Raw genomic sequence first — 25,195 nt, 5'->3', positions numbered from 1 at the left:
ATGAATAGCGTCAGTATTGCGTCAAATCAGTTTTTATCGGCCTGCATCTGATGAAGTAAGGATTGAACGTATTCAGTCACGATGTTACTGGCATAACCATAATGCTTTTCATCAAATATACTCTCGACTTGACTCGGTTCAAGATTCAACTCAACAGTATGTGCGCCAGACAATTTAGCTTCATGAACAAAGCCGGCAGCGGGATAAACGTGACCCGAGGTGCCGATAGCAATAAAGATGTCAGCCTCTGCTAACGCCGCATAAATCTGCTCCATTCCCAATGGCATTTCGCCGAACCACACAACATGAGGCCGCAGTGGCGCCGGGAATTGGCAACAATGACAACGGTCATCCACCGTGAGGTTTGCTGTCCATTCAATGACCTGCCCGGACTGACAACACCGCACTTTCAACAATTCACCGTGCATATGCAAAACACGATGACTTCCCGCCCGCTCATGCAAATCATCAATATTCTGAGTCACCAACAAAAAACGCTCACCAAGCTGGCGTTCGAGTTCCGCCAGCGCATAATGTGCCGCATTAGGCCGGATTTCCTGTTGCTGGAGCTGTTCCCGACGTGCATTGTAAAACGCCTGAACCATTTCCGGGTCACGCAGAAAACCTTCAGGCGTCGCAACATCTTCGACCCGATGCTCTTCCCAAAGACCATCGGAAGAACGAAATGTTCGAATACCTGATTCAGCAGAAATCCCTGCTCCCGTCAGCACCACCACACGAGGATTTTCTATTTTATTTGCCAAACGAATATCTCTTTAAAAGTTTTGTCTATGCAATCGCTGACCTTTCATCGCCTGAAACGGACAAGCCAACGCTGTACGTTTTTATACGTTAACGTGCTGAAACACGCTTTCATATTTTAACCTACATACTTTAACCGATTACTGACCGCTCAAAATCCGAGCCGGATCAAGTTGACTGGCCCGACGAGCAGGATACCAACTTGCTAATAAGCTTAATAACAGTGCGGTAAACAGAACGTAAATAACATCAATAAAATGTAATTCTGACGGCAGAAAATCGATAAAATAGATATCGCCGGACAGGAATTGGTGTCCAAGCAGTTTTTCTAATCCCTGAATCATCGCGGTCAGATTTAATGAGATAAGCACCCCGGCCACTGCGCCAACTAAGCTACCTATCATGCCTGTCAGTAATCCATACCATAAAAATATTCTTCTGATATGGCTATCTTTGGCGCCGAGGGTACGTAATATGGCGATATCGCTGCTTTTATCTTTCACCGCCATAATCAGCGTTGAAATAATATTAAAGCAGGCAACACCAATCACCAGCACCATCGCTAAATACATAATGCCCCGTATCATCTGGATATCGTTGTACATATAACCATAATCTTTTATCCATGTACTGATATAGACGTATTTTCCCGTCGCATTACCCGCCTCCCAGACGCGTTTATCTGCCGCAAAAACATCATCGGCTTTGATTGCAATACCGGTAATTGCATGACCATAATCCAGATAATGTTGGGCATCCGGCAAAGGAACCAGTGCCAGGCTGTGATCCAGCATCCCACTTAGCTGAAAAATGCCCGCAATTTGTAAGCGAACCCGTTTGGGCTGCAAAAGTTTCAGGCTGACATCATTATTGGGGATCATCACCGTCAGCCAATCACCTTGTTTCACGTGTAGTGCATTAGCCAGCCCCTGCCCCAAAATGACCTGATTTTTACCCGCACTGAACGTCTGCCATTCCCCATGACGCACAAACTGAGGCAAAGTACTGACACGTACCTCCGTATCCAAATCTACACCACGTACCTGCACCGCCCGGAGTTTATCCCCTCGCTCCATCAGGCCAGTAAACTCAATATAAGGAGAAGCGCCCGCAATACCCGGGGTCTGTTCTACCCGCTTAAGTGCGGTTTGCCAGTCTTGAAAAGGTTGATCCACCGCGTAAATTTGCCCATGCGGCACAACAGACAGTACCCGATTTTTCAGTTCCCGTTCAAAACCATTCATGGCACTCAGACCAATAATCAGCACGGCAACCCCCAACATAATACCTAACATCGAAATAACCGAGATCAGGGAAACCATACCGGAACGACGTCGACCCCGGCTAAATCGCAAGGCCGTCAATAATGCCAGCGGCAAATTTGCCATTACATCTCCCCCGTCAGGGTTAACTCATCCTGTAAATACCCGTCCCGCATTTCTACCTGACGCGCCAGTTGCCTGGCGAGTTTCAGATCATGAGTGACCACCAAAAATGCCGTGCCTTGTTGTTGATTTAATTCTTGCAAAAGTTGAAACACACTGTCTGCATTCCGTTGATCAAGATTCCCCGTGGGTTCATCTGCCAGGACTAATGCAGGTTCGTTTACCAGCGCCCTGGCAATCGCAACACGTTGCCGTTCTCCGCCTGACAGTTCGGATGGTCGATGATGAGCCCGATTTTCCAGACCAACCGCCGCCAGCATATCCAACGCTTTTTGTTGAGCACGGCGTTTTTGACCACCAATCAGAAGTGGCATTGCAATATTTTCTAACGCCGTAAAGTCAGGTAATAAATGGTGAAATTGATAAATAAAACCAATTTCTCTATTACGTAATTCTGCCCGCGCAGACGAGGACATTTGGTTAAGTGATTGTCCCCTGAAAAGAACTTCACCGGTTGTCGGTGAATCCAAACCGCCAAGCAAATGCAAAAGCGTACTTTTACCAGAACCTGAACTCCCGACGATGGCCATTATTTCCCCTTGTTGCATGGAAAAAGTGACGTCTTTTAACACCTCCGTCGACACTTTTCCTTCCTGATATTTTTTATACAGGTGATGACACAGTAATAAAGGATGATTACTCATAGCGTAAAGCCTCAGCAGGTTGGACGGCAGCCGCGCGCCAGGAAGGGTATAACGTCGATATTAAGGAAATCAGCATGGCACTGACGGCAATCATCATCACTTGCAGAGGATTAATTGCTACAGGCAATTGAATACCTTCAGCCAGCAAACCGACAACTGGCATGAAATGATTTAACTGACTAGAAAGCAGTAGCCCCAGCCCCGTTCCCAGTAAAGCACCGATGATACCGGCTCCCGCCCCTTGGATCATAAAGATTGCCATTACCTGACGGCGAGTCAGCCCTTGGGTCTGCAAAATGGCGATTTCACCCTGTTTTTCCATCACCAGCAAAGAGAGCGAAGTAATAATATTAAACGCAGCTACAGCGATAATCAGGCTCAACAATAACCCCATCATATTTTTTTCCATGCGAACAGCCTGAAAAAACTCCCCTTTACGTTCGCGCCAGTCTTTCCATATCAGCCCGTCAGGCAGCGTCTGTTGGCTCAACTGATCAACGGAGAGTGGTTCACTAAGGTACAAACGCCAACCGGTAATATGATCAAGGGGATAGCGTAACAGCCTGGCCGCATCCTGTTGATTCACTAGCATTTCTGTGCCATCAACTTCACTATTGGCAAAAAATGTTCCCGCAACGGTGAATAAACGCTGGCTAGGAATTCGGCCCATCGGTGTCAACTGGCTGGCACTCGGTACAATAACGCGGATCTGATCACCCCGCTTAACCCCCAGGTTTGCCGCCAGTTTCTCGCCTAAAATGATAAAATAACGTCCAGGTTGTAACTGGCTGCGATCAACATTAACCAGATGTTCTACCAATGGCGAGTATTCGTCATGATTGATGCCCAACATAACACCCACTCCCACATTATGAGAACTCTGGAGTACCACATCCCCCTGCACGATAGCAGTAATACGGTTAATACCCGTTAATCCTGCAAGCTGACTACTCGGATGTTCAGCCGGGTTAATAACGCCTTTTTCCGATGTAATGATAGCCTGTGGCATAAAACCTAAGATGCTACTTTCCAACGAACGTTCAAAACCATTCATCACTGACAAGACGGTAATCAGAGCTGCCACGCCAAGCGTAATCCCGATCGCCGACAGCCATGATACAAAACGGCCGAATTTATCGACCGCTCGCCCGCGCATATAGCGCAACCCGATAAATAATGAGACAGATTGGAACATAACATCCGCCGTATTAAAGAAGTTTATTTAGAAATAATAGATCGATGAAACATGCCATGTTCTATCTCTATGTATGCAATACCGGTTATGAAACTAAAACCTATCTTAGTTGACTTTACTGCTGGCGACATACTACCACCGTTTTACCGGGTTTTGCTTGCCACCCTTTCAGGTTGAACGCTTTTCACACACTTTAACATTGAGAATAGTGAAGAGTGACAGGTAACGGCACAAAGAAGGAAAAAGGCATTCCAAAGGAGAAATCAGCAGAGCTGCAAGCATTACAGGCAAGATTTTTGATTTACGAAGCCGAGATTGCAAATTTAGTCCATTAAGCGCCTCTTCTCTGTCCCAGATGACTAAGGTGGCATAAAATCTGTCACGCAACAGTTGCCAAAGCAAAGTGTTCAGGGATAATGAAGAAAGCAGTATCTTATGGAACCACCGGTATCCTGGTTCTGTGTTTTTTACTTTCTCTCAACCTGCCAGGGTATTCATTGTAAAGCTACTGGGTCAAAAATGTGTTGGGAATGGACTGAATCTTAGAGAACACATCAAACGCTTATGTCAGCAAAATATCGTTATCAACTTCCTGAACGTCGCGGTGATAGCCGCCATCTGGGTCATTTGATGGGTGCGGCTTGTGCCGTTGAATGTGCCGAAATCATTGAACGTCACTCAGGGCCAATACTGCTGGTGACCAAAGATATGCAGAATGCCCTACGATTGCGTGATGAAATTCAACAATTCACCTCCGCGCCAATCAACCTCATGTCAGATTGGGAAACTTTACCTTACGATAGCTTTTCGCCTCACCAAGAAATCATTTCCAATCGCCTGTCCACACTTTATCACTTACCCTTTATGACGAAAGGGGTATTCATTCTCCCCGTTAATACCTTAATGCAACGTGTCTGCCCACACGAGTATCTTAAAGGGCATGCTTTGGTCATGCACAAGGGACAGCATCTTTCACGTGATAAACTGCGGGCAGAATTAGAACAAGCGGGTTATCGCAATGTTGACCAAGTCCTTGAACATGGTGAGTTCGCCACGCGCGGCGCTTTGTTGGATCTTTTCCCGATGGGCAGTGAACAGCCTTATCGCATTGATTTTTTCGATGATGAAATAGACAGCGTGCGCACCTTTGATGTCGATACTCAACGAACATTGGCCGAAGTGGAAAAAATCAATTTATTGCCCGCTCATGAGTTTCCCATTGATCAGGATGCCATTGAGCTCTTTCGCAGCCAGTGGCGTGAACAGTTCGAGGTCCGTCGTGATTCAGAACATATTTATCAGCAAGTCAGTAAAAAGATCCTCCCGGCTGGCATTGAATATTGGCAACCACTGTTCTTTAAACAACCGTTGCCTAGCATTTTTGAATATCTTCCCCAAAATACCTTGCTGATTACCCAACGTTTAGTCAGTGCGACAGAGCGCTTCTGGCAGGATGTGGTACAACGTTTTGAAAGCCGCAAAGTGGATACTATGCGGCCGTTACTCGCACCTGAACAGCTTTGGTTACCTGTTAATCAACTCTTTTCAGAACTGAAAAACTGGCCTCGTATTGAAGTTGATCATGAAACCCTTCCTCAAAAAGCCAAAAATACCAATCTCGCCTATCAACCTCTGCCAGATTTATCGATCGTTGCGCAGCAAAAAATGCCACTGGATAAGTTATCCCGTTTCATCACGCAATTCAGTGGCAAGATTGTGTTTTCAGTCGAAAGTGAGGGACGTCGGGAATCAGTACAAGAATTACTCTCACGCATCAACATCCATCCGAAAACCATCAAACAATTAGCCGATGCCGATAGCCCTGGTCATTATTTGATGGTTGGTGCGGCGGATCAGGGCTTTATTGATGACGACAACCAGCTCGCGTTTATCGGTGAAAGTGACCTGCTTGGCGAACGCGTCAGCCGTCGTCGTCAGGATAATCGGCGCACTATCAATGCCGACACGTTAATTCGCAATCTCGCAGAACTCCGCCACGGTCAACCTGTCGTTCACCTTGAGCATGGCGTTGGACGTTATCAGGGATTGACAACGCTGGAAGCAGGTGGCATCAAAGCAGAATATCTTATCCTGACTTATGCCGGGGACGATAAACTGTATGTCCCCGTCTCTTCCCTGCATCTCATCAGCCGTTATGCCGGGGGAACAGAAGAAAGCGCCCCGCTACACAAGCTCGGTGGAGAAGCATGGAGTAAAGCACGCCAGAAAGCAGCTGAAAAAGTGCGTGATGTTGCTGCCGAACTCTTGGATGTTTACGCACAACGCGCTGTTAAACCCGGTTTTGCATTCAAACGCGATCATGAGCAATACCAACTGTTCTGTCAGAGTTTTCCATTTGATACAACACCTGATCAAGAACAGACGATCAATGCAGTACTTGATGATATGTGCCAACCTATTGCCATGGACAGACTGGTCTGCGGCGATGTCGGGTTTGGAAAAACAGAAGTGGCCATGCGGGCGGCATTTCTGGCCATCAGTAACAATAAGCAAGTTGCCGTTCTTGTGCCAACAACGTTATTGGCGCAGCAGCATTATGATAATTTCCGCGATCGCTTTGCAAACTGGCCTGTACATATTGAAGTCATGTCACGTTTTCGTAGTGCCAAAGAGCAGCAACAGGTCATTGAGCTGGCCGGAGAAGGAAAAGTGGATATCATTATTGGTACTCACAAACTACTGCAAAGTGATTTGCGCTGGAAAGATCTCGGCTTATTGATCGTCGATGAAGAACATCGCTTCGGCGTCCGCCATAAAGAACGAATTAAAGCGATTCGGGCTGATGTCGATGTACTGACACTGACTGCCACCCCGATCCCCCGAACACTCAATATGGCAATGAGTGGTATGCGCGATCTCTCCATTATCGCGACGCCGCCGGCACGCCGTTTGGCGGTCAAAACGTTTGTGCGTGAATATGATAGCCTTGTGGTACGTGAATCCATCCTGCGTGAAATTTTACGTGGTGGTCAGGTTTATTATTTGTATAACGATATTGAAAACATTGAAAAAGCAAAAGCCCGCCTGGAAGAATTGGTTCCCGAGGCCAGGATCGTTGTCGGGCATGGGCAAATGCGTGAGCGTGATTTAGAACGCGTTATGACGGATTTCCATCACCAACGTTTTAATGTGCTGGTTTGTACCACGATTATTGAGACAGGTATTGATATTCCCAGTGCTAATACCATCATTATTGAACGCGCAGATCACTTTGGCTTAGCACAATTGCATCAATTACGTGGCCGTGTCGGGCGATCCCATCATCAGGCTTATGCTTATTTACTGACACCCCATCCAAAAGCCATGACCAGCGATGCACAAAAACGTCTGGAAGCCATTGCATCCCTCGAAGATCTGGGTGCCGGTTTCGCGCTGGCAACTCACGATTTGGAAATTAGGGGAGCGGGTGAATTGCTGGGAGAAGACCAAAGCGGACAAATAGCCAGCATCGGCTTCACTCTCTATATGGAGTTATTGGAAAGCGCTGTCGATGCACTCAAGCAGGGGCGAGAACTTTCGCTTGAAGATCTCACCAACCAACAGACTGAGATAGAATTGCGTATGCCGGTGCTTTTGCCTGATGATTATATTCCCGATGTTAATATGCGTTTGTCTTTCTATAAACGTATCGCAAGTGCTCAGGATAATGCCGAATTGGATGAACTGAAAGTGGAGCTGATTGACCGATTCGGGAGTCTGCCCGATGCAGGGCGTCAATTATTACAATCGGCGTCCATCCGTCTGATGGCTCAACGATTTGGTATCAAACGGATTGAAGCCAATGAAAAAGGGGGATTCATTGAATTTAGCCATCACAATAAAGTCGATCCAAACTATCTGATTAGCTTGTTACAAACGCAACCCAATATTTACCGATTGGATGGGCCATCTAAGTTGAAATTTATTACTGAATTAACCGAACGGACGACCCGTTTATCTTTTATTCAGCAATTATTAGAAAATTTTGATCAACACAAATTTGATTAACCATAAAAGCGATACCTGAGCTAAAGACATTCAGGTTTATCCCCTTAAAATGGAATAGGCCGTCACAGAACATTTTCTACTCAGAAGACAATATTTCGATGACGGCTTAAACAGAATTTGGGTTAACTCTCGTATGACTCCCGATATTGATATGATATGCCAACACGAAATCATCCAAGTATGAAGACAAAACAGCGATGGGGTGATATTACCGTTGCCTGATCAGTGATTCCTATTTCGTAGCGGAATGATACATCCACTCCTCACGCCTTATTCGATAAAGGCAATGTCGCGATAGCGCATCTTTTGGTGTTAATTTAGGATGATCGAAATCTGCACCAATATTACGCATACCAGCCTTAATCATGACCCGTTGCGATGGTTTATTCACCAAAGCCGTAAAGGAATAGATTTCCGCCACCTTCAGCTCTTCAAAAGCGAATTTGAGCGCTCTCTTTGCGCCCTCAGTTGCATACCCCTTTCCCCAGTGGGTAGACAGAAGACGCCACCCAATCTCTATCATTGGGGCATTAGGGATTCCACTTCCCGCATCAACTGCGTTCAACCCAATGAAACCGATAAATTCCTCGCTCTCTTTCAGCTCCACCGCCCATAATCCCCATCCTCTTTCGGCAATGTTATTTTTCAACCTGTTTGCTTGCTCAAAACTCTGTTCAGCAGATAAAAGAAATGGGAAATAACGCATGACTTTTGGATCGGCATTAAGTTTTGCATACACAGGATAGTCTTCATCCCTCCACTGTCGCAGGATCAATCGTTTAGTCTTCAGTATCATTCAATATTGACCTCATTTCAGATAACTATCACATCGGTCCTCATACTACCATACCGCCAGCCGGAGTGATTAAAGCGCGCCCTCTCCCATCTGGACAACGAAAATAAATGACACACAACGTTATAACAATTGATTCGGAGAAAAGATGAGCCAATACGGAATGTGAGAGAATTGTCTTCTTTACTGATAATTCATCTTTCAATGTACGAGTAAGAGAACACATTCATTGTTAACGTTAGCATTTCATTGTTTTTTTATTACCGGCATTGTAGTTATTCATTCTATCTGCGATTCTAATGTGGAACAGCAAAAAAATCACAATAAACACTAACCTTATTGCAATATTTATTGCAAATCAATAAAGCCAACTAATTAAATATATCGTTTAGTGGTTTCTTTAAACATAAATTTAATTTTAAATTCCCAATAAACATCATGTTTTGAAAGGAGTAATATCATGGCTGGACAAATCACAATAGTTCCCTCAAGCGGTAATATCATCAAAGGACAACCATTCAGTGTTATTGTTTCGATAACCAATGAAAAAAATATTCAGAATACGACAAAGATCAATGTTAATTCTCCACCAGGAGTGACGCTAATCAAGGAATTCCCCAGCTCAGTTGTTAAAGGGATATATTCCCAGCAACTGATATTTCAAGCCGATGAAAACGGTGGCGATCAGACAATTAAGTTTACCGCAAATACAACGGGCAACCCCCACACAGAGGGAACCTACCACTCTATCGACAACCCAGACCTAAATCCAGATACTTGCACACTGAGAGGATCAAGCGCTTATTTGTACGACCCAAACGCGGTTACCTTAACTGGCCCTCCACCAAATACTACCACTAACCCTAATCCGTTCGTTTCAGCGTCAATCAATCCGATGCTAAAAAAAGGTGGCCCCATCTCACACTATGATATTCCGCTTCGTACAACGGCCCCACTGAGAATATTCACGGAGGACATGGTTGAGTTTCTTCCTTATGAGATTGATCAGGAAAACTCGTATTATTACTACCTGATACAGAAAACATCTCGCTCTGCGGTGAATCTAAAAATTTATGCCACTCAGGGCATCTCTAATTTCGTTGATCTTGATACAATATTCAATGATGAGACATACAATCAAAAACAAGTCATCTTTATTACATCTATTCTGACTAACGAATCTGACAACCTTCAGCCACCAAACATTGAAGAAACATTTTTGTCTTCTACTTTAACAAGGCCAGATGAAACGAATGACTTTACTTTCATAGTCCCGAGCTACAAGGGAGCCAAAATCGGCGATTTTATCATCGGATTTGTAACAGACGATAAAAAAGACATTTTAAAGAAAGAACTCTTCGTTGGGCGGCTAACAGTTGAAGAAAGCGGATATTATAAATTTAAAGTTGCTTACAGCGACCTGTATCCGGGTGATAACCATATCAGTTATGTTGCGCTTAACCAAACAGGTACGTCGGAAAGATCCAAACTTAATTATATAAACTATGATAACGGTGGTAATAACAGCCCAGACCCCAATGATAAAAACCGGACTCTGGCTGCGCCTGAAGTATATAACCAGTTCGGCCTATTTGTTGGCATATATCAGTCAATAAATATCCACAGTATCGGTACAAAAGGAATTGAGGTCTGGCTGCCAGCGGATCCGAGTGACCCAAATAAGATCACCGTAGGTGACTCAATCACGATTAAAGCCTATATTTCATATTGCGTCGATACAAAATTACCCGTACGTCCTCTGCCGATTGTGGTAGCTGAAAATCACATAGTACAACAGAGTGAAATAGATAATGGTTATTACAAGCACCTCATCACTGCCGATAAACTTCTCGGTTATGACACGGCAAAAGGTGATTTTGAAGGTTCGATTTCAATAGACTATAGCCGTCTTGCACAGAACCAGAAATCACAACTTTTCACTCGAGGATTCGACACCGTTGCCCCTTAATAACTAAATAAATATATGGACACCGACTGAATTCAAGTTGGTGACATATATTTGTTTAGGCGTGGCACTGAAGTACCGGGCCCTTTCATCTCAATTCATGGCCGCTAAAAACCACTCCACTATCGACGCTGTGGTAAATATATCCTACAGTAATAATACTCTAAATAAATTTCCAAAATAACGCTATGCTTTATGTGTTAATTATTCCATGTATAACAATGAACTGACGAAGGCTATGCATGGCATTTATGCATCATTATTTAGTAAGCTCTACTTAGTTATTTAAATAGAAATCAGGTTATTTAAGGGGCGTCTTATGAAGATATACAGACATGCTGTATTTCCAATAACTGTTAGGGTGGCTTTACTGTTCTCAGGGATAACTGTTGATGCAATAGCGGAATCATCATGCGGCTCTTCGAATACGAATACCACCATTTCCGAAAATGAGACAGCCCCCTGTAATCTCTCACAGAGCGAAAATTTGACTATCAATGCATCGATTGATGCCCCTATAGGGCAAGCAAATCAGTTCGATCATTACGGTCTGAAATACAGTGCTGTCAATATCGGCACTAACAATAATCAGGCACAAGTAATTTCCGTTGATAGCATTAAGAATAACGGAGTTTTGCAGGGAAGCGCTGGAGTCACAGTAACTTATAGCGGTTCTGTCGGAAAATTGCTTAATCACGGAACCATAAACGGAACAAGCGGAACCGTATGGGTTTCTGGCCACATGAATATGCTAGATAATTATGGCTCAATTAATTCCAGCGCTGACACTGGCTCATTGAATGCAATACAAATACAACCTGCGAGTGACTCAAATGATAATAGTCAATATGGACGAATAGATACCATCCTAAATCAGAAAGGAGGCGAAATTAATGGGGTATCTTCTATAACTTCAACACTTAAGCTCCTTCATAATTTTGGAACACTGAAATCTCAGAAGAATAATTCCCTCTCTACTTTAGCAACGTTTGTTGTCGACGCTGGCAGTAATGTCGGTATTTTCAATAATGATGGAACAGTGATTGGCCCCAATCACGGCGTTCTGATTCAGAATGGAGGATATCTCGAAAAGCTCTATAATCACTCCGGGAGTAAAGGGGTTACAGCTGAGCAGGACGCCATTCAGGTCACTGGGAAAGGCATGGCTCTATTGGATGCTAATCCCCACATCAGGTCGTCCAAAATCAAACAAATTACCAATGCGTCCTTGCTATATGGAAAGCGAAATGGAATTTATATCGACGATAAAGGTGTTGTCGATACCATCACGAATCAAGATAGTGGCGAAATAAAAGGGGATAAATTTGCTATAGATAATGCTGGCACCATTTCCGATGGTATTTACAATTCCGGTTCGATCACTGGCAAGGTAGCGCTTGGAAGCGCCAAACTTTTTATGTCTGGCCCAAAAGCTATTCTGGATGGCGATGTAACTGGAATAAAAGATTCCATTGTTACCATCGATGGCAATGGAACGAAAACAAAAAATTATACCCATCATATGAGCATTGAGGCTGTAACGCTGTTATCGGGAAGCGAATTTTATCTTGGCGATGGCGGACGTATTTCCAGTGATATTACAAATAATGATGGAACTCTTTATTTCAACCAAAGTGATAAAACAGCTTATAACCATATCATTAGCGGAACAGGGAATGTTCACCAGACCGGTATTGGCACAACTATTTTAACAGGAAAAAATACCTATACCGGTGAAACAAATATTGAATCAGGCACTTTACAGCTTGGCAATAATGGGACGACGGGAAGCATTAATAATCAGTCTAAAGTCACGATTGGCAATAACGGAATACTGGCTTTTTCCCGCACTATTCCAACAATTTTCGATAACGAGATTGATGGAAATGGTTCTGTTTACCATCGGGGAACTGGCGATTTGATTCTGACCAATAATATAAAAACCGGTAAACCCATCACCGTGACAACAGGCAAACTGCAATTTGGTGATGGGGCTAAAATTGGCAAACTCTCTCTCGCAGGTATCGACAATAATGGGGCAGTCATTGTTGCCGGTAAAAAAGACAGTGTGGTGACGCTGGATGGTGAAATAAGCGGAACCGGATCGCTGGAAGTTAAGGGAGGAACAGCAACCTTAACCAGTAATAACACTTACTCTGGTAAAACCACAATAGATAAAGATGCCACATTACAACTCGGTAACGGCGGTAAAAGCGGAAATCTTGCCAAAGGCGGTATTTTAAACAATGGCATACTGGCCTTTAATCTCAGTGGCCTAAATACTTTTGAGAGTGCGATTTCCGGTAATGGCCTGATTGAGAAGACAGAAACGGGCACAACAACGCTAAGCGCAGATTCCTCCGCGTTTACAGGAACAACGAATGTTGAAGGCGGCATGTTTTCCATTAATGGAAAACTTGGCGACAAAACGTCGAAGCTCACTGTAAAAAAAGGGGGTGCGGTGAGTGGCACCGGCACTATTGGGGGCACAACAACGATTAAAGCTGGCGGTCATCTTGCGGGGACAGGTCAACAAGGCGATATCCTGACATTTGACAATGACTTGATCCTTGAGCCGGATGCTAACGTAGATATCTCCCTTGGATCGGAGGAAGCATCCGGGTTATTTACGGTTCATGGCGATCTGACGCTGGCAGGTACACTGAATGTTAAGGAACTGGGCGGTTTCGCCGCAGGTGAATACGATATCTTCAATTATGACCGCAAGTTAAATAATAATGGGATGACGATAACGGGTGACAATTCCGGTTCACTCTCTCTCGATACACATCACCCGAATCAAGTCCATCTCACTAACACGGGGGGACTAACCCTGAACTGGTGGGCCGGAGGTGATGGTCTCTGGCAGGTGGATGGTGATCAGAACTGGACATCGAAATCAGGGGTCATGAAATCCAGTTGGCGCAATACTGACCAATTCCCTATCTTCTCTAAAAAAGCCGGTACGGTACGGGTCAATAACAGCGGGGGGGCTGTCACGGTCAACGGGATGCAATTCAGAACCGATGGGTATGTGATTACCGGTGAACCGCTGACATTAGCCACTGACAGTACGGGAAGCGCCAAAATCCGTGTGGGTGCAGGTAATAAATCCTCAGCGGGTATGCTTGCCACCATTAAATCTCCCCTGATAGGGACAGCAATGCTTGAAAAAGGGGATGAGGGTACGTTGATTTTAGCCGCTAAGAATGGATACACCGGCGGTACAAAAGTGACTCGCGGTACGCTCCAGATTGGGAATAGCGGCACTGAAGGCGATATTATCGGCGATGTTGAAATTGGTCGTAACGGTTCCCTCGCCTTTTACCGTTCAAATGACATGGCATTTGCTGGCAAGATCACCGGTGAGGGCAATCTGGTTAAAAAGGGTAAAAACAAACTCACCCTCACTGGCGTAAATACTTATACAGGAACAACAGCCGTACAGCAGGGGACGCTTTACCAAGGTACAGCAGGTGCTTTCAGTGCGGCGTCTTCGTTCACCAACGAGAAAGGAAGTACGCTGCATTTAGGTGGGTTTAATACCACGTTTTCCGCGTTAAATAACAGCGGCACGGTGATATTTGGCAGAGATGATAACGCGGTCGGGCGGACATTGACTGTCACGGGTGACTATACCGGCAACCACGGTACGATCAGTTTATCGACGGTATTTGCAGGGGATAATTCCACTACTGACAAACTGGTAGTGAAAGGCAACGCATCCGGCACAACACAGCTTGAGATTAAAAATACCGGTGGAAAAGGGGCGCTCACAAAAGAAGGTATCAAGGTTGTGGAAGTAAAAGGCACATCGAATGCCTCATTCAATTTGGCCGGTGACTATCACCATCAGGGCGATCCCGTTATTGTCATAGGTGCTTATGCTTACCGTCTTGATAAAAATGGCAAGGATTGGTATCTGATTTCGTCGCTGAAAAATTCAAAACCAACTCAACCACATCATCCTCCGGCGCAGCTCTACCATGCTGGTGTGAGTCTTTACGAGGCTTATGGCAGTATTTTGCAGACATTAAATAAGCCTACCTCTTTACATGACCGAATTGCCGGACATGAGAGCCGTTTGAGTGACGTGGCGGGCTTAAACACGACCATTGCCAACAAGCACGAAGCAAATCACCTAAGCCCGTTACCTACTGGGGTATGGGGACAAATCATCGGCTCTTATGGCAAGCTGTCACCCCGTGTAACCACCTCTGGTGCGGACAATATTACCTATAAGATGGGACGCGCCCAAGTCGGTATCGATAACCTTCTTTATGAAAATACTCAGGGCGCAGTCGTTGGCGGTGTTTTCCTGCAATATTCGAATATTGATGCGGATGTCAGCTCTGAGCATGGTAAGGGGAATATTCGTGCCAATGGTTACGCGGTGGGGGGAACCGGTACGTGGTATGGCAACAATGGATTTTATCTGGATGGCCTAGCCCAGCTCAGCTATTTTGATAATGACCTCTACTCAAAAACGGCTAATCAGCATCTGGGGGAAAACAAATCTGCACTTGGGTACACATTAAGTCTGGAATCAGGGCATCGGATTGATTTAACCCCGTCATGGTCACTCACTCCACAAGCACAGCTCACTTATTCTTCCATCAATATGAGGAATTTTGAGGATAAATTTGGCAGCCAAATTAATTTTGACCGAAGTCAGAATATGACATTGCGCGTTGGTACGACAGTAGACTACCGGCAAAAGTGGCGCGATGCGCAGAGTAAGAAAGGAAAAGTCTCGAATCTCTACGGTCTTTTCAACCTTAGTCAAGAATTGCTGGGACAAAGTGATTCCACGGATGTGGCGGATGTTTCCTTTCATGGCAGGAATGAGCGTTTCTGGGGAGAAATCGGTGCAGGCGGCTCCTATAGCTGGAATGAAGGTAAATACCTTGTCTATAGCCAGGCGTCAGCAAATACCAATCTGAATAATTTTGCAGACAGCTACGAGCTGAAGGCCAAACTCGGCATAAAAGTAATGTGGTGATTAAATTAGTGCCACTGCAACTAACAGAAAACCGTGGGAATAATCCCGTATAATCCCACGGTAATAATTTCCATAGTACCTGATTGCAAAATAGGGCGTTTATCCTTCGTGAGACCATGCTACCAAACAAACAAAAAAGTCGTTGTAATCGATTGAACCACCAAAATCCTCAAAAGCCGCACAATAAGTTCTCCCTAGTATCGGAGTCCCCGAACTGGGTTGTATCGAACCTTCACTCCAACTGTTATCAAGATGACTACTTTCAGGACAATCAACAATGCATACAAGTTTTCCATCTTTTCCCATGTATTGAAATGATTTACCATCATATTTATTTATCTCGCTATCTCCATCATCTGGTTTTGTCCAGTCGGCATAAATTTCGTTTGTATCTTCATCGTATATTTTCACTGTATAACCATAGCCTGCTTCTGTCATAAAAAAATACGAAATATACCACCCACTTTTTACATCAATAAATTTAAGTGTTTTCGTTGCCATTATTAATATCTCCTTAATTTTATCACATGATATATTTTATGCTTCCGACATGATTATTCGCTGTAACCTTTATAATACAATGCCCTCCCACTTTACCTTTCAGGTTTATTTTGAACTGCCCATATTCATCTGTAGTCATTGATTGTCTCGTTTCGGGGTCTGAAGCAATTTCTAACACACTCTTTATGTTTATAGCCTGCTCTATTTTATAAGAGATGGCTGTGTTTTTAATTTGTTCAGATGTCTTTTTGTCATGTATCTGGATTGTAAGTATTACATATTCGTCACCGATTACCTGATATCCGGTTATTGTTAGTGTTGCTTCAATAGGTTGTAGTGGAGAATCTGACTTTTTAATTATGACATGGGTACTTTCAGATTTAGATTTATTCCCTACCAGGTCAGTGATGGTATAGTAAATATCATAACTTCCGAGAGGAATAACAGAAAAAGGGATGGTTATTTGATACGTTGGATTCTCGATATTTTCATCTGTGATAAAAAACGGTATTGATAATATATGTGGAGTCAGATAAACAATGATTTGATATCCAAGACGAACTTTTTCAGGCCTTTCTATTATGATGACCAGTTCATCTTGAGCTAGTTCTGATTCATCAATAATACCATTGTGGCTTTGTGGTAAAACAAGAGGAACAAGGATGGCGTTCAATATTGTGTTCTTTATAGGCATACTATCACCTTTTACAAGCAATTACCTGTATGGAGGTGACTGCCAAAAAGCAGTGGCTATGAGCAGTCACCTATTCTGGTTAGAATGCTACTCTGCCGAGTCTCCTTCCCCTGGTACTACTGTGCCAAAGCTCCTGGTGAAAAGTTTCGATTTCTGGTTCTGGGCAAGACGACTGTAGTCTATCGTGAGTACTGCGACATCATAACCATCTGCTGCGTCATACCCCATCAGTTTATCGGGCGGAATGGTAGCCTTATAATAGCCATTTGTTATTTCTGCCGATTTCACAGACTGATTTTCAACCACCGCAATCGGTAAAGGACGTGCTTTTTCGGGGTGGATATCGACATAGTGTGAGATATAGGCTGTAATAGTGATTTTGTCACCTGCGGCTATTGTTGTATCCGGTTTAGTCGAATCGGATAACAGTCTCACCTCAAGCCCTTTTGTACCGATACTGTAGATATTGATTGGCTTATGTTTGCTAATAAATTGATTGAATTGGTCATATACTTCTGGAGCAACCAAAGTCCGATGTCCATCAAAGGAACTTGGACCGTTCATGCCACCGTTATCATAGTTTATATAATTAAGCTTGGATCTTGCTGGCATACCTGTTTGGTCAAGCGTAACAAAACTAAGATGATTATCCCCCGAATACAGGTCGCTGTAAGCGGCTTTAAATTTATAATATCCGTCTTCTTCACCTGTTATCCGCCCAACGAAGAGTTCTGTCTTAAAAATGTCTTCTTTATCGTCCGTCGTAAACCCGATGATAAAATTGCCGATTTTGGCCCCCTCGTAGCTCGAAATTAGGATCGTAAACTCATCCGCTTGATCTGGCCTTGTTAAAGTAGAAGATGAAAACGTTTCTTCAATGCTTGGTGGCTCCAAGCTATCAGATACATCTGTCGGAATAGTCGTCATAAATATGGTTTGTTTTTGATTGTACTCTTCATCATTGAAGATCGTATCAAGCTCAACAAACTCATGGACATTCTGCGTAGCGTATATTTTTAGGTTCACCGCAGAGCGAGATGTTTTTTGTATCAGGTAGTAATAATACGAGTTTTCCTGATCAATCTCATAAGGAAGAAACTCAACCATGTCCTCCGTGAATATTCTCAATGGGGCCGTTGTACGAAGCGGAATATCATAGTTTGAGATTGCCCCCCCTCCCTTTTTTAACATCGGGTTAATTGATGCTGAAACAAATGGGTTAGTTGTTGGGGGTTGACCCGTTAATGTAACAGACTTAGGATCATACAAATAAGCTGCTGCACCTCTCAGTGCGCAAGTATCAGGATTCAGATCTGGATTATCGATAGGGTTATAGGTTACATCCGTATGTGCTTTGCTCGGTGAGTTTGAGGTAAACGTGATTTTGTGAGCATTGCTACTTTCGTCAGCTTGGAATATCAGTTGCTGGAAAAATACTTGCTTATGAACTTGGCCGGGGAATTTCTTTATTAGTGTTATACCCGGTGGGAGAGTAGCATTGACCTCCACAGTACTCTGAATACTACCTTCACCAGATATCGAAACAACCACACTGAAAGGTTGTCCTTTGATAATAGTTCCATTATTAGCAGAAACTGCTGTCATACTAGCCATTATATTATCCTTTCAAATTATAAAGTTTATTCTTAACTGAAAACCACATTCTGCGTGATTAACAGCAAATTTTCCTCTGCTCCGAAAACAATAGGAATGACGATATTTATATTTAGAAATATTTATATTTAGAAATTATTTTACAGAAAAAATAACACTAGTTCTTTGGATAACTATTTTTATTGAGATTTAAATTCAGACTACATTTAAATAAATAAATGTCAATACAGATGAAATAAAAATATTGTTACATTTAATCCCATTAAATACTATCTAGGAAAAAGATATCTCTCTTAGAGATAATTACAACCAAATTTAAATAACATATTTACGTACTTTAAAAGTATTATTTTTTAAAATTATAAACTAAACAACCATCTACTTCAGTAGGTGATATGATGGACACCCCTTTTTCAGATGCAAACAGTGCTATCTTTTCTCCGATACACTGAATTTCAGGAGAACATCTCATGAAAACGATCAAAATGGTTGGAATTGACCTCGCCAAAAATGTATTTCAAATCTGTGTCTGAATGGAAGACAGTTATGTCGCCTCGAACTGAAAAATCGCACGACATAAATTGCTTGATGTCGTGCATCATTTCCCTTCGGAAACCGTCGTTGCTATGGAAGGTCTGTGCGACCTCCTATTACTGGGACAGGACATTACAGGCAATGGGATATGTCGTCAGGCTTGTTCCTACCCAGCATGTGAAGCTTTCAGTCATCATTAAAAAACGATCTGGCTATCTGCGTAACAGTCTGCCTGATATCGGTTTCCAATAGATTCGGGAGTTAGCATACCGCCGAAATTAAACCTTACTTCTTACCTTTTAACGACAAATAAATTATAGGTAACATTCTTATCTCCCTTGATATGATTTCCGGTAGTTCGCCCAAGTATACAACACTATTTCTTCACAAAAAGACCCTTGTTCATCCAGTTCACAAATGAGTGCGACATCTTCGTAAGCCGTCTGTCTTAACGTTACCTGCTTTGGTGATCTGACCCCATGAAAGTTGGAAAGTTTTTTGGCAGTTTTTGCAATAATAACGAGGAAATCCAGCTTTGTCCGTTCCGTGTTTACGTACAGGTTCAGTTTGGCTACAATGCCGACAAATAACTACTATCGTCACCGTCATTTTGACATTCCGCGAATAAAAAACATAAAATTATCAGATGAACGCTTTAGCGTCATGACCCAAAATCCCGTAAATTCAAGCCAGCTTTTAGGTTTGAAGGAATAGATCATTGTTGTGAATATGACTTCAAAATTAATTGGCCTTTCTCGTTTAAAGGAATAATCTCATCAGGTTTATACCCTATCCTGATTTTTCCTGGTTTCCTGCCAATTACATAATTGACGTCATAGGCAACAATGCGGGGTTTCTTAACGTTAAATTCTATGCAATTGTTTAAAGCTGAATGGGTTAAAGCCGGATATTCTCTCTGGGCTTTCAAATAATCGAAAAGAGTAAAAATACGATAGCCATATTCAATTGAATGATGTCCTGAGATATCTTTTACTGTAGCAGGGATAGGAAATAGCGCGATATGACAATAGGATTGACGAACCACAACCGTTGATCTGATTGGGCTCGAAGATAATACGTATGCAACAGTGGCGCGGGGAGACTGAAAATAAAACGTTGCGACTATCCCAACGATAGCAACCGCCATGATAGAACCAATCACGTACAATTTTTTATTTTGCTTAACCACATAGCACCTTGATATATTCATCATTTCCCATCCAATCTGATTGGATAAATATTCACAACCATGTAAATAAAAACAAAAAAATGCCAAATTCACTCTTTAAGAAAATTCCTATCCCTTTATGCTGAAAAATTAATAAGCAAAAATACAGCCACCATTGGCAGTGATAATATATGGGTAAGATTTCTAATCTATCGGATTCTACAGATAATGGGAAATTTTGACACTACAATTATCTACCTTAATTTCATCTTATTACAACGATTAACCCTATCTGCTGATCAATTATCGATTGATGACAACAGCATGTGTCACCCAATTCATTGCAAGTATTTCATATAACATATCAATATAATCAAAACCAATTATTTATAATAGCGGATATAACAACGATAAGTTATTTCATAGAAAATCGGTAATTAATACAAAAAACGAATCTATTGTAATAAATATCGTCGATAAGTTCAGATAAGCATTATTATAATACGTGTAACCGTTAATATTGTAGAGAAAAAATGGCTCATCATAATCATGATGTTAAGACAAGCCATTTTTTCCTGGATATTTTTTATCCAGTTAGTGCAATTTCAGCCGTGGTCGAATGACGCGGTTAATTCCCCCAACCAACATCATCAAGCCTGTTTTAATATATCCATGCAAAGCAACCTGATGCATACGATACAAAGAGATATAAACGATGCGAGCAATGCGGCCTTCAACCATCATTGAACCACGCATCAAATTCCCCATCAGGCTACCAACAGTACTGAACTTGGAGAGTGAAACTAATGAACCATGATCCTTGTAAACGTACTCTTTCAATGGTTTGTCACTCAACATTGCCAAAATATTATCGTAACAACGGCTGGCCATCTGATGAGCCGATTGGGCACGAGGAGGAACAAAACCACCCTCTTTTTTCGGACATGATGCACAATCCCCAATGGCAAAAATACGATCATCCAACGTGGTTTGCAAAGTCGGTTTCACCACTAACTGATTGATACGGTTTGTTTCCAACCCACCAATATCTTTCATAAAAGCAGGCGCTTTAATTCCCGCCGCCCAAACCATCAGAGATGCTTTGATCTGCTCGCCATCTTTTGTATTCAACCCATGTTCATCAGCACTGATTACCATCGTCTGGGTTAAGACCCTAACCCCCAGTTTAGTCAGTTCCTGATGCGCCGCACTGGAAATACGTGTCGGCAGGGCTGGCAGGATACGCTCTCCCGCTTCAACCAAGGTCACATTCAAGGCATCTGAATTCAGGCCTTCAAAACCATAACTGTTAAATTGCTTAACCGCATTATACAGTTCAGCGGAAAGTTCTACACCAGTAGCACCACCACCAACAATCGCAATGTTCACTTTTTCTTCCGCACATTGATTGGCAGAATATTTCAGGAACAGGTTTAACATTTCATTATGGAAACGATGTGCCTGCTGTGGATTATCAAGGAAAATACAATTTTCCTTCACACCCGCCGTACCGAAATCATTAGACTGGCTACCCAGTGCCATCACAAGAATATCGTAAGCCAACTCACGCTCTGGAACCAATAAATCATTGCTTTCATCACGAATTTCAGCCAGCGTGATTTTCTTCTCTTCACGCTTGATATCTGTGAGTGTACCTAGCTGGAAATTGAAATAATGGTTGCTTGCATGAGCCAAATAACTCAGTGCATCAACACCATCATCAAGAGAACCCGTTGCGACTTCATGCAATAATGGTTTCCATAAGTGACTGTTATTACGATCCACCAAAGTAATTTCGGCTTTTTCCTTGCGCCCTAATTTATGTCCCAAACGCGTTGCCAGCTCTAAACCACCAGCTCCCCCACCAATGATGACAATTCTTGTCTTTGGCGTTGTCATGACTACCCCACTGAAAAATACAACTAATGTTATGTAAGGCATTGAACTCATTTCTCTGAGTAAAAAACCTTAAATAACACCAGGCTAAACAAATTTCATACTGAAAATATCTCCAGAATATCATGGCAGGTCTGTTGGTCATACCAAAAATAGCCTCAATTAAATCCTTTTGATTAATTAGACATCAATCACAAAAATTACGTGATAATTTTCAGTTAATTAGATATAAATCTAATTTATCGGTAATGACTATTTACAGTGTTAACATTATGTGAATATACATGATGAGCGAGATCAAACCCGTAAAAAATACCGGAAGTGAAATATTGGAAAGGGATAGGGAAACAAAGATAGCACCAACTACAACGATCCTATCCCTGTTTGATTAATGTGAACCTATATCATTCTATGGTTATCCACAGCTTAACCATTTTTCGCACAAATGATGCAATGCTTGATTCGCTGTCCGCCAACGTTCCGTGTTCTGCAATTCTTCCAAACTCAATCGGTTGCCTTGATGATATAACCGTTTGACTTTCGGTGAGTCAATCATAGGAAGATTATCCAACACACTGACTGCCCCCGTCCGATTGTTACATACTAGAATCATGTCACAACCAGCATCCAATGATGCCTTGGCACGTTCAGCATAACTGCCCATCACTGCCGCACCTTCCATAGACAGATCATCGGAAAAAATGACGCCTTCAAACCCCAATTTTTCACGCAGTACAGACTTTAGCCAATAGGGTGAGCCACTTGCAGGGCGATGATCTATCTGAGGATAAATCACATGAGCAGGCATAATGGCATCCAGCAGCTTACGTTGAATGAAATCGCGAAAGATCACCATATCATGACAGCTAATGGCATCCATTGAGCGGTCATCTCTTGGTGTTTCTTTATGGGAATCGGCGGTTACCGCCCCATGGCCCGGAAAATGTTTCCCCGTCGATCTCATGCCCGCAGAATGCATACCCTTAATAAATTTTTCCGCCATAGCCATGGCAGGCTCAGGCTCTTCGTGAAATGAGCGTTCACCAATTGCGGTACACTTATGCCCTAAATCCAATACGGGCGCAAAACTGATATCAATATCCATTGCGATCATTTCTGATGCCATCAACCAGCCAGATTCTTCTGCCAGATGGGCTCCCATCAGCAGGTCATGTATATAAGCAAAAGATTGTGCCGCAGGTAAACGCGTGAAGCCCTCGTGAAAACGCTGAACACGTCCTCCCTCTTGATCAACCGCAATCACCAAACGATGGTGGGAAGCTGCGCGGATCTGGCGAACTAATTCACGTAATTGCTTTGTATCGTGAAAATTGCGGGTAAATAAAATTAAACCGCCCACTAACGGATGCTGTAGAATTTCACGTTCTTCGCTATCCAATTCATAGCCAACAACATCTAACATTACTGGCCCCATAGCATTCCTCACTTCTCTTTAATTGGTTGCCATCTGTGATTCATTATCGTTAATCGAGAATTTGTTCCACCAACGCACAACGCCAGTTTCATTCACGATGACAGTTTAAACGCCCGGCGCAAAGGCTGCGCCAGCAATAAAAATTGGGGTTCTTTTGTTTGCTGCCAGCGCACTTCATACCACATCAACATCATATAGTTGACCCAAGGTTGCCATCGCTGAATTTGTTGCTGCAATAATGGGATATCGGAATAACCGGATGATTGGGTACAATAATAATCTAAAAAAGTCTGTTGCTGCGTTTTATTCCATTGATTTCCCTGAAACAGAACAGCCAATGAAAAGCCAATATCGACATCCGCAGCATATTCCCAATCAATCAATTTTAACCCTTCTTCGGTCATGAGCAGATTATCAGGATGCACATCCATATGCGCTGGCGCCATCTTTAAAGTGGCCGGCATTTTCGTTGCCATAAAAAATTTGTGTAAGCGCAACCAACGAGGGGATAACCGTTTTCTGTCAAGCTGCTGCCAGTGGCGTGCAATTTGTTTTTTTAATTGAAGCGGGTAGCCCAACAGAGAATGGCGATGAAGCATAGCCAGTATTTGAGCCAATGCCTGCTGCAAAACCGGTTGGCCCAATGTATCAGCGTCTGTCTGGGTGCCCGTGAACCACTCAAGCAATAGCCAGGTTTCGTGCATAGCCACAACTTGAGGTGCAATGCCAATGGCAGATAACCGCTGCAAGATCCGATTTTCTCGCTGCCGATCCACGCCAAGCATTTCACTGTATGACGATTGGGTACGCCCAACCATCTGATGCACACTATCCCTATGGCGCGTCGTAATACAGTAGCTTCCCTGTGTCAGACCCGTTAATGGCCTAATTTCCCAGTATTCTGCGGGAATATCAGGCCATAACTGACACAATATGCTTAATAAGACATTGTTGTTAGTTAACGTCACCACGACCAGACCAAAGGATTTCGCCCGTTTTAACCAACATTAACTGCATCTCTAAATTACGCTGATCATGATGATTAGAAACAAAGGAATAAAGAACGTAGTCGGCATTTAAATAACGCGCCAACCCAACAGACTTGCTGCGTAACCCCAGGCTATCTTCCGATGATAATCCCAGTGCCCGTCGGGCGGCATTGATCTGGGATTTCGGTACAACCTGAAAAACCTGTTTACTGCTGATTGCATCCGTAATCGCATCGGTCGCTTTCAGAGTTTGCAATAAGCCATTCGTGTTGTTCTTGACCGAATCAACAAGCAATCGTTTTCCCGCTTCCAAACCATTCGCATTGACCATCTGCTCAACCAATGGCTGAACAATACTATCCCATTGAATAGATTTAATTTTAGGTGGTTGAGGAACCTTTTCTGATGGCTCTGCCGGCGGCTCCGATTTTTTCTCTGGCTCCGTCGGTGTAACAGGAGCAGGTTGCTGTGTTACCGGCATAACACAACTTGCCAGTAACATGGCTGATAACATAACAAAGAGAATGCTTTTCATTAACTGACTCCAGT

The 25,195-nt window shown here is 43.1% G+C and carries 17 protein-coding genes; 3 read left to right on the top strand and 14 right to left on the bottom strand.

Going from position 1 to position 25,195, the window contains the following annotated elements; all coding sequences use genetic code 11:
* Nucleotides 1-26 precede the first annotated feature (26 nt).
* The 4 genes from cobB to lolC form a co-directional block, all read right to left on the bottom strand.
* The gene (cobB, locus tag XPG1_RS06085; RefSeq protein ID WP_173425865.1) at nt 27-764 is read right to left on the bottom strand and encodes a Sir2 family NAD+-dependent deacetylase; all 738 of its coding nucleotides are present in this window, start codon (nt 762-764) and stop codon (nt 27-29) included.
* A 138-nt stretch (nt 765-902) separates the two neighbouring features.
* Nucleotides 903-2,150 carry a lipoprotein-releasing ABC transporter permease subunit LolE gene (gene lolE, locus XPG1_RS06080; protein WP_045958279.1) on the bottom strand — a complete coding sequence of 416 codons (1,248 nt, stop codon included), beginning with the start codon at nt 2,148-2,150 and terminating at the stop codon, nt 903-905.
* Entirely contained in the window at nt 2,150-2,851 is a 702-nt protein-coding gene (gene lolD, locus XPG1_RS06075; protein ID WP_045958278.1) for a lipoprotein-releasing ABC transporter ATP-binding protein LolD, read from the bottom strand. Before lolD ends, lolE begins: the two co-directional genes overlap by 1 nt.
* Nucleotides 2,844-4,046 (bottom strand): lipoprotein-releasing ABC transporter permease subunit LolC, encoded by a 1,203-nt coding sequence (lolC, locus tag XPG1_RS06070; RefSeq protein WP_045958277.1) that lies wholly within the window; start codon nt 4,044-4,046, stop codon nt 2,844-2,846. The genes lolD and lolC overlap by 8 nt, the downstream gene beginning before the upstream one ends.
* Nucleotides 4,047-4,610: 564 nt before the next feature.
* Here lolC and mfd point away from each other — a divergent pair.
* Nucleotides 4,611-8,054 carry a transcription-repair coupling factor gene (gene mfd / locus XPG1_RS06065; RefSeq protein ID WP_045958276.1) on the top strand — a complete coding sequence of 1,148 codons (3,444 nt, stop codon included), beginning with the start codon at nt 4,611-4,613 and terminating at the stop codon, nt 8,052-8,054.
* 232 nt (nt 8,055-8,286) lie between these two features.
* Here mfd and XPG1_RS06060 read toward each other — a convergent pair whose 3' ends face one another.
* Complete coding sequence (locus XPG1_RS06060) at nt 8,287-8,850, bottom strand: GNAT family N-acetyltransferase (protein ID WP_045958275.1); 564 nt, start codon at nt 8,848-8,850, stop codon at nt 8,287-8,289.
* Between the two features lie 457 nt (nt 8,851-9,307).
* Between XPG1_RS06060 and XPG1_RS06055 the strand changes: the two genes are divergently transcribed.
* Both XPG1_RS06055 and XPG1_RS06050 read left to right on the top strand, forming a co-directional pair.
* A complete protein-coding gene (locus XPG1_RS06055; RefSeq protein ID WP_045958274.1) occupies nt 9,308-10,816 on the top strand; it encodes a hypothetical protein in 1,509 nt (502 codons plus the stop codon).
* 316 nt (nt 10,817-11,132) lie between these two features.
* On the top strand, nt 11,133-15,815 hold the full coding sequence (locus XPG1_RS06050) for an autotransporter outer membrane beta-barrel domain-containing protein (RefSeq protein WP_052708262.1): 4,683 nt from the start codon (nt 11,133-11,135) through the stop codon (nt 15,813-15,815).
* A 99-nt stretch (nt 15,816-15,914) separates the two neighbouring features.
* On the opposite strand, the gene XPG1_RS06045 is transcribed toward XPG1_RS06050, so the two are convergent.
* The 9 genes from XPG1_RS06045 to lpoB form a co-directional block, all read right to left on the bottom strand.
* Nucleotides 15,915-16,316: a hypothetical protein gene (locus XPG1_RS06045; protein ID WP_045958273.1), complete on the bottom strand. Its 402-nt coding sequence runs from the start codon at nt 16,314-16,316 to the stop codon at nt 15,915-15,917.
* A 22-nt stretch (nt 16,317-16,338) separates the two neighbouring features.
* Nucleotides 16,339-17,010 carry a hypothetical protein gene (locus XPG1_RS06040; RefSeq protein WP_045958272.1) on the bottom strand — a complete coding sequence of 224 codons (672 nt, stop codon included), beginning with the start codon at nt 17,008-17,010 and terminating at the stop codon, nt 16,339-16,341.
* A gap of 87 nt (nt 17,011-17,097) precedes the next feature.
* A complete protein-coding gene (locus XPG1_RS06035; RefSeq protein WP_045958271.1) occupies nt 17,098-18,624 on the bottom strand; it encodes a hypothetical protein in 1,527 nt (508 codons plus the stop codon).
* 945 nt (nt 18,625-19,569) lie between these two features.
* A complete protein-coding gene (locus XPG1_RS19265; protein ID WP_436286821.1) occupies nt 19,570-19,767 on the bottom strand; it encodes an IS1/IS1595 family N-terminal zinc-binding domain-containing protein in 198 nt (65 codons plus the stop codon).
* Between the two features lie 106 nt (nt 19,768-19,873).
* Nucleotides 19,874-20,440 (bottom strand): UmoD family flagellar biogenesis regulator, encoded by a 567-nt coding sequence (gene umoD, locus XPG1_RS06030; RefSeq protein ID WP_231853059.1) that lies wholly within the window; start codon nt 20,438-20,440, stop codon nt 19,874-19,876.
* A gap of 480 nt (nt 20,441-20,920) precedes the next feature.
* Nucleotides 20,921-22,225, bottom strand: a complete 1,305-nt coding sequence (locus XPG1_RS06025; RefSeq protein ID WP_045958270.1) for an NAD(P)/FAD-dependent oxidoreductase — start codon at nt 22,223-22,225, stop codon at nt 20,921-20,923.
* Between the two features lie 412 nt (nt 22,226-22,637).
* Nucleotides 22,638-23,657 (bottom strand): beta-N-acetylhexosaminidase, encoded by a 1,020-nt coding sequence (nagZ, locus tag XPG1_RS06020; protein ID WP_045958269.1) that lies wholly within the window; start codon nt 23,655-23,657, stop codon nt 22,638-22,640.
* Between the two features lie 92 nt (nt 23,658-23,749).
* Nucleotides 23,750-24,628 (bottom strand): phosphotransferase, encoded by an 879-nt coding sequence (locus XPG1_RS06015; RefSeq protein WP_231853058.1) that lies wholly within the window; start codon nt 24,626-24,628, stop codon nt 23,750-23,752.
* A complete protein-coding gene (lpoB, locus tag XPG1_RS06010) occupies nt 24,612-25,181 on the bottom strand; it encodes a penicillin-binding protein activator LpoB (protein ID WP_045958268.1) in 570 nt (189 codons plus the stop codon). Before lpoB ends, XPG1_RS06015 begins: the two co-directional genes overlap by 17 nt.
* Between the last annotated feature and the right edge of the window lie 14 nt (nt 25,182-25,195).

This window comes from Xenorhabdus poinarii G6, from assembly GCF_000968175.1.
Classification (GTDB): domain Bacteria; phylum Pseudomonadota; class Gammaproteobacteria; order Enterobacterales; family Enterobacteriaceae; genus Xenorhabdus; species Xenorhabdus poinarii.
The sequence above is the reverse complement of the archived record's forward strand: the minus strand, read 5'-3'. Positions and strand labels throughout refer to the sequence as shown.

Excerpts from the sequence above, each read along its gene's own strand:
- lolE (WP_045958279.1), bottom strand. The coding sequence starts at position 2,150 with ATGGCAAATTTGCCGCTGGCATTATTGACGGCCTTGCGATTTAGCCGG.
- lolD (WP_045958278.1), bottom strand. The coding sequence starts at position 2,851 with ATGAGTAATCATCCTTTATTACTGTGTCATCACCTGTATAAAAAATAT.
- lolC (WP_045958277.1), bottom strand. The coding sequence starts at position 4,046 with ATGTTCCAATCTGTCTCATTATTTATCGGGTTGCGCTATATGCGCGGG.
- mfd (WP_045958276.1), top strand. The coding sequence starts at position 4,611 with ATGTCAGCAAAATATCGTTATCAACTTCCTGAACGTCGCGGTGATAGC.
- XPG1_RS06060 (WP_045958275.1), bottom strand. The coding sequence starts at position 8,850 with ATGATACTGAAGACTAAACGATTGATCCTGCGACAGTGGAGGGATGAA.
- XPG1_RS06055 (WP_045958274.1), top strand. The coding sequence starts at position 9,308 with ATGGCTGGACAAATCACAATAGTTCCCTCAAGCGGTAATATCATCAAA.
- XPG1_RS06050 (WP_052708262.1), top strand. The coding sequence starts at position 11,133 with ATGAAGATATACAGACATGCTGTATTTCCAATAACTGTTAGGGTGGCT.
- XPG1_RS06045 (WP_045958273.1), bottom strand. The coding sequence starts at position 16,316 with ATGGCAACGAAAACACTTAAATTTATTGATGTAAAAAGTGGGTGGTAT.
- XPG1_RS06040 (WP_045958272.1), bottom strand. The coding sequence starts at position 17,010 with ATGCCTATAAAGAACACAATATTGAACGCCATCCTTGTTCCTCTTGTT.
- XPG1_RS06035 (WP_045958271.1), bottom strand. The coding sequence starts at position 18,624 with ATGGCTAGTATGACAGCAGTTTCTGCTAATAATGGAACTATTATCAAA.
- XPG1_RS19265 (WP_436286821.1), bottom strand. The coding sequence starts at position 19,767 with ATGACGGTGACGATAGTAGTTATTTGTCGGCATTGTAGCCAAACTGAA.
- XPG1_RS06025 (WP_045958270.1), bottom strand. The coding sequence starts at position 22,225 with ATGACAACGCCAAAGACAAGAATTGTCATCATTGGTGGGGGAGCTGGT.
- nagZ (WP_045958269.1), bottom strand. The coding sequence starts at position 23,657 with ATGGGGCCAGTAATGTTAGATGTTGTTGGCTATGAATTGGATAGCGAA.
- lpoB (WP_045958268.1), bottom strand. The coding sequence starts at position 25,181 with ATGAAAAGCATTCTCTTTGTTATGTTATCAGCCATGTTACTGGCAAGT.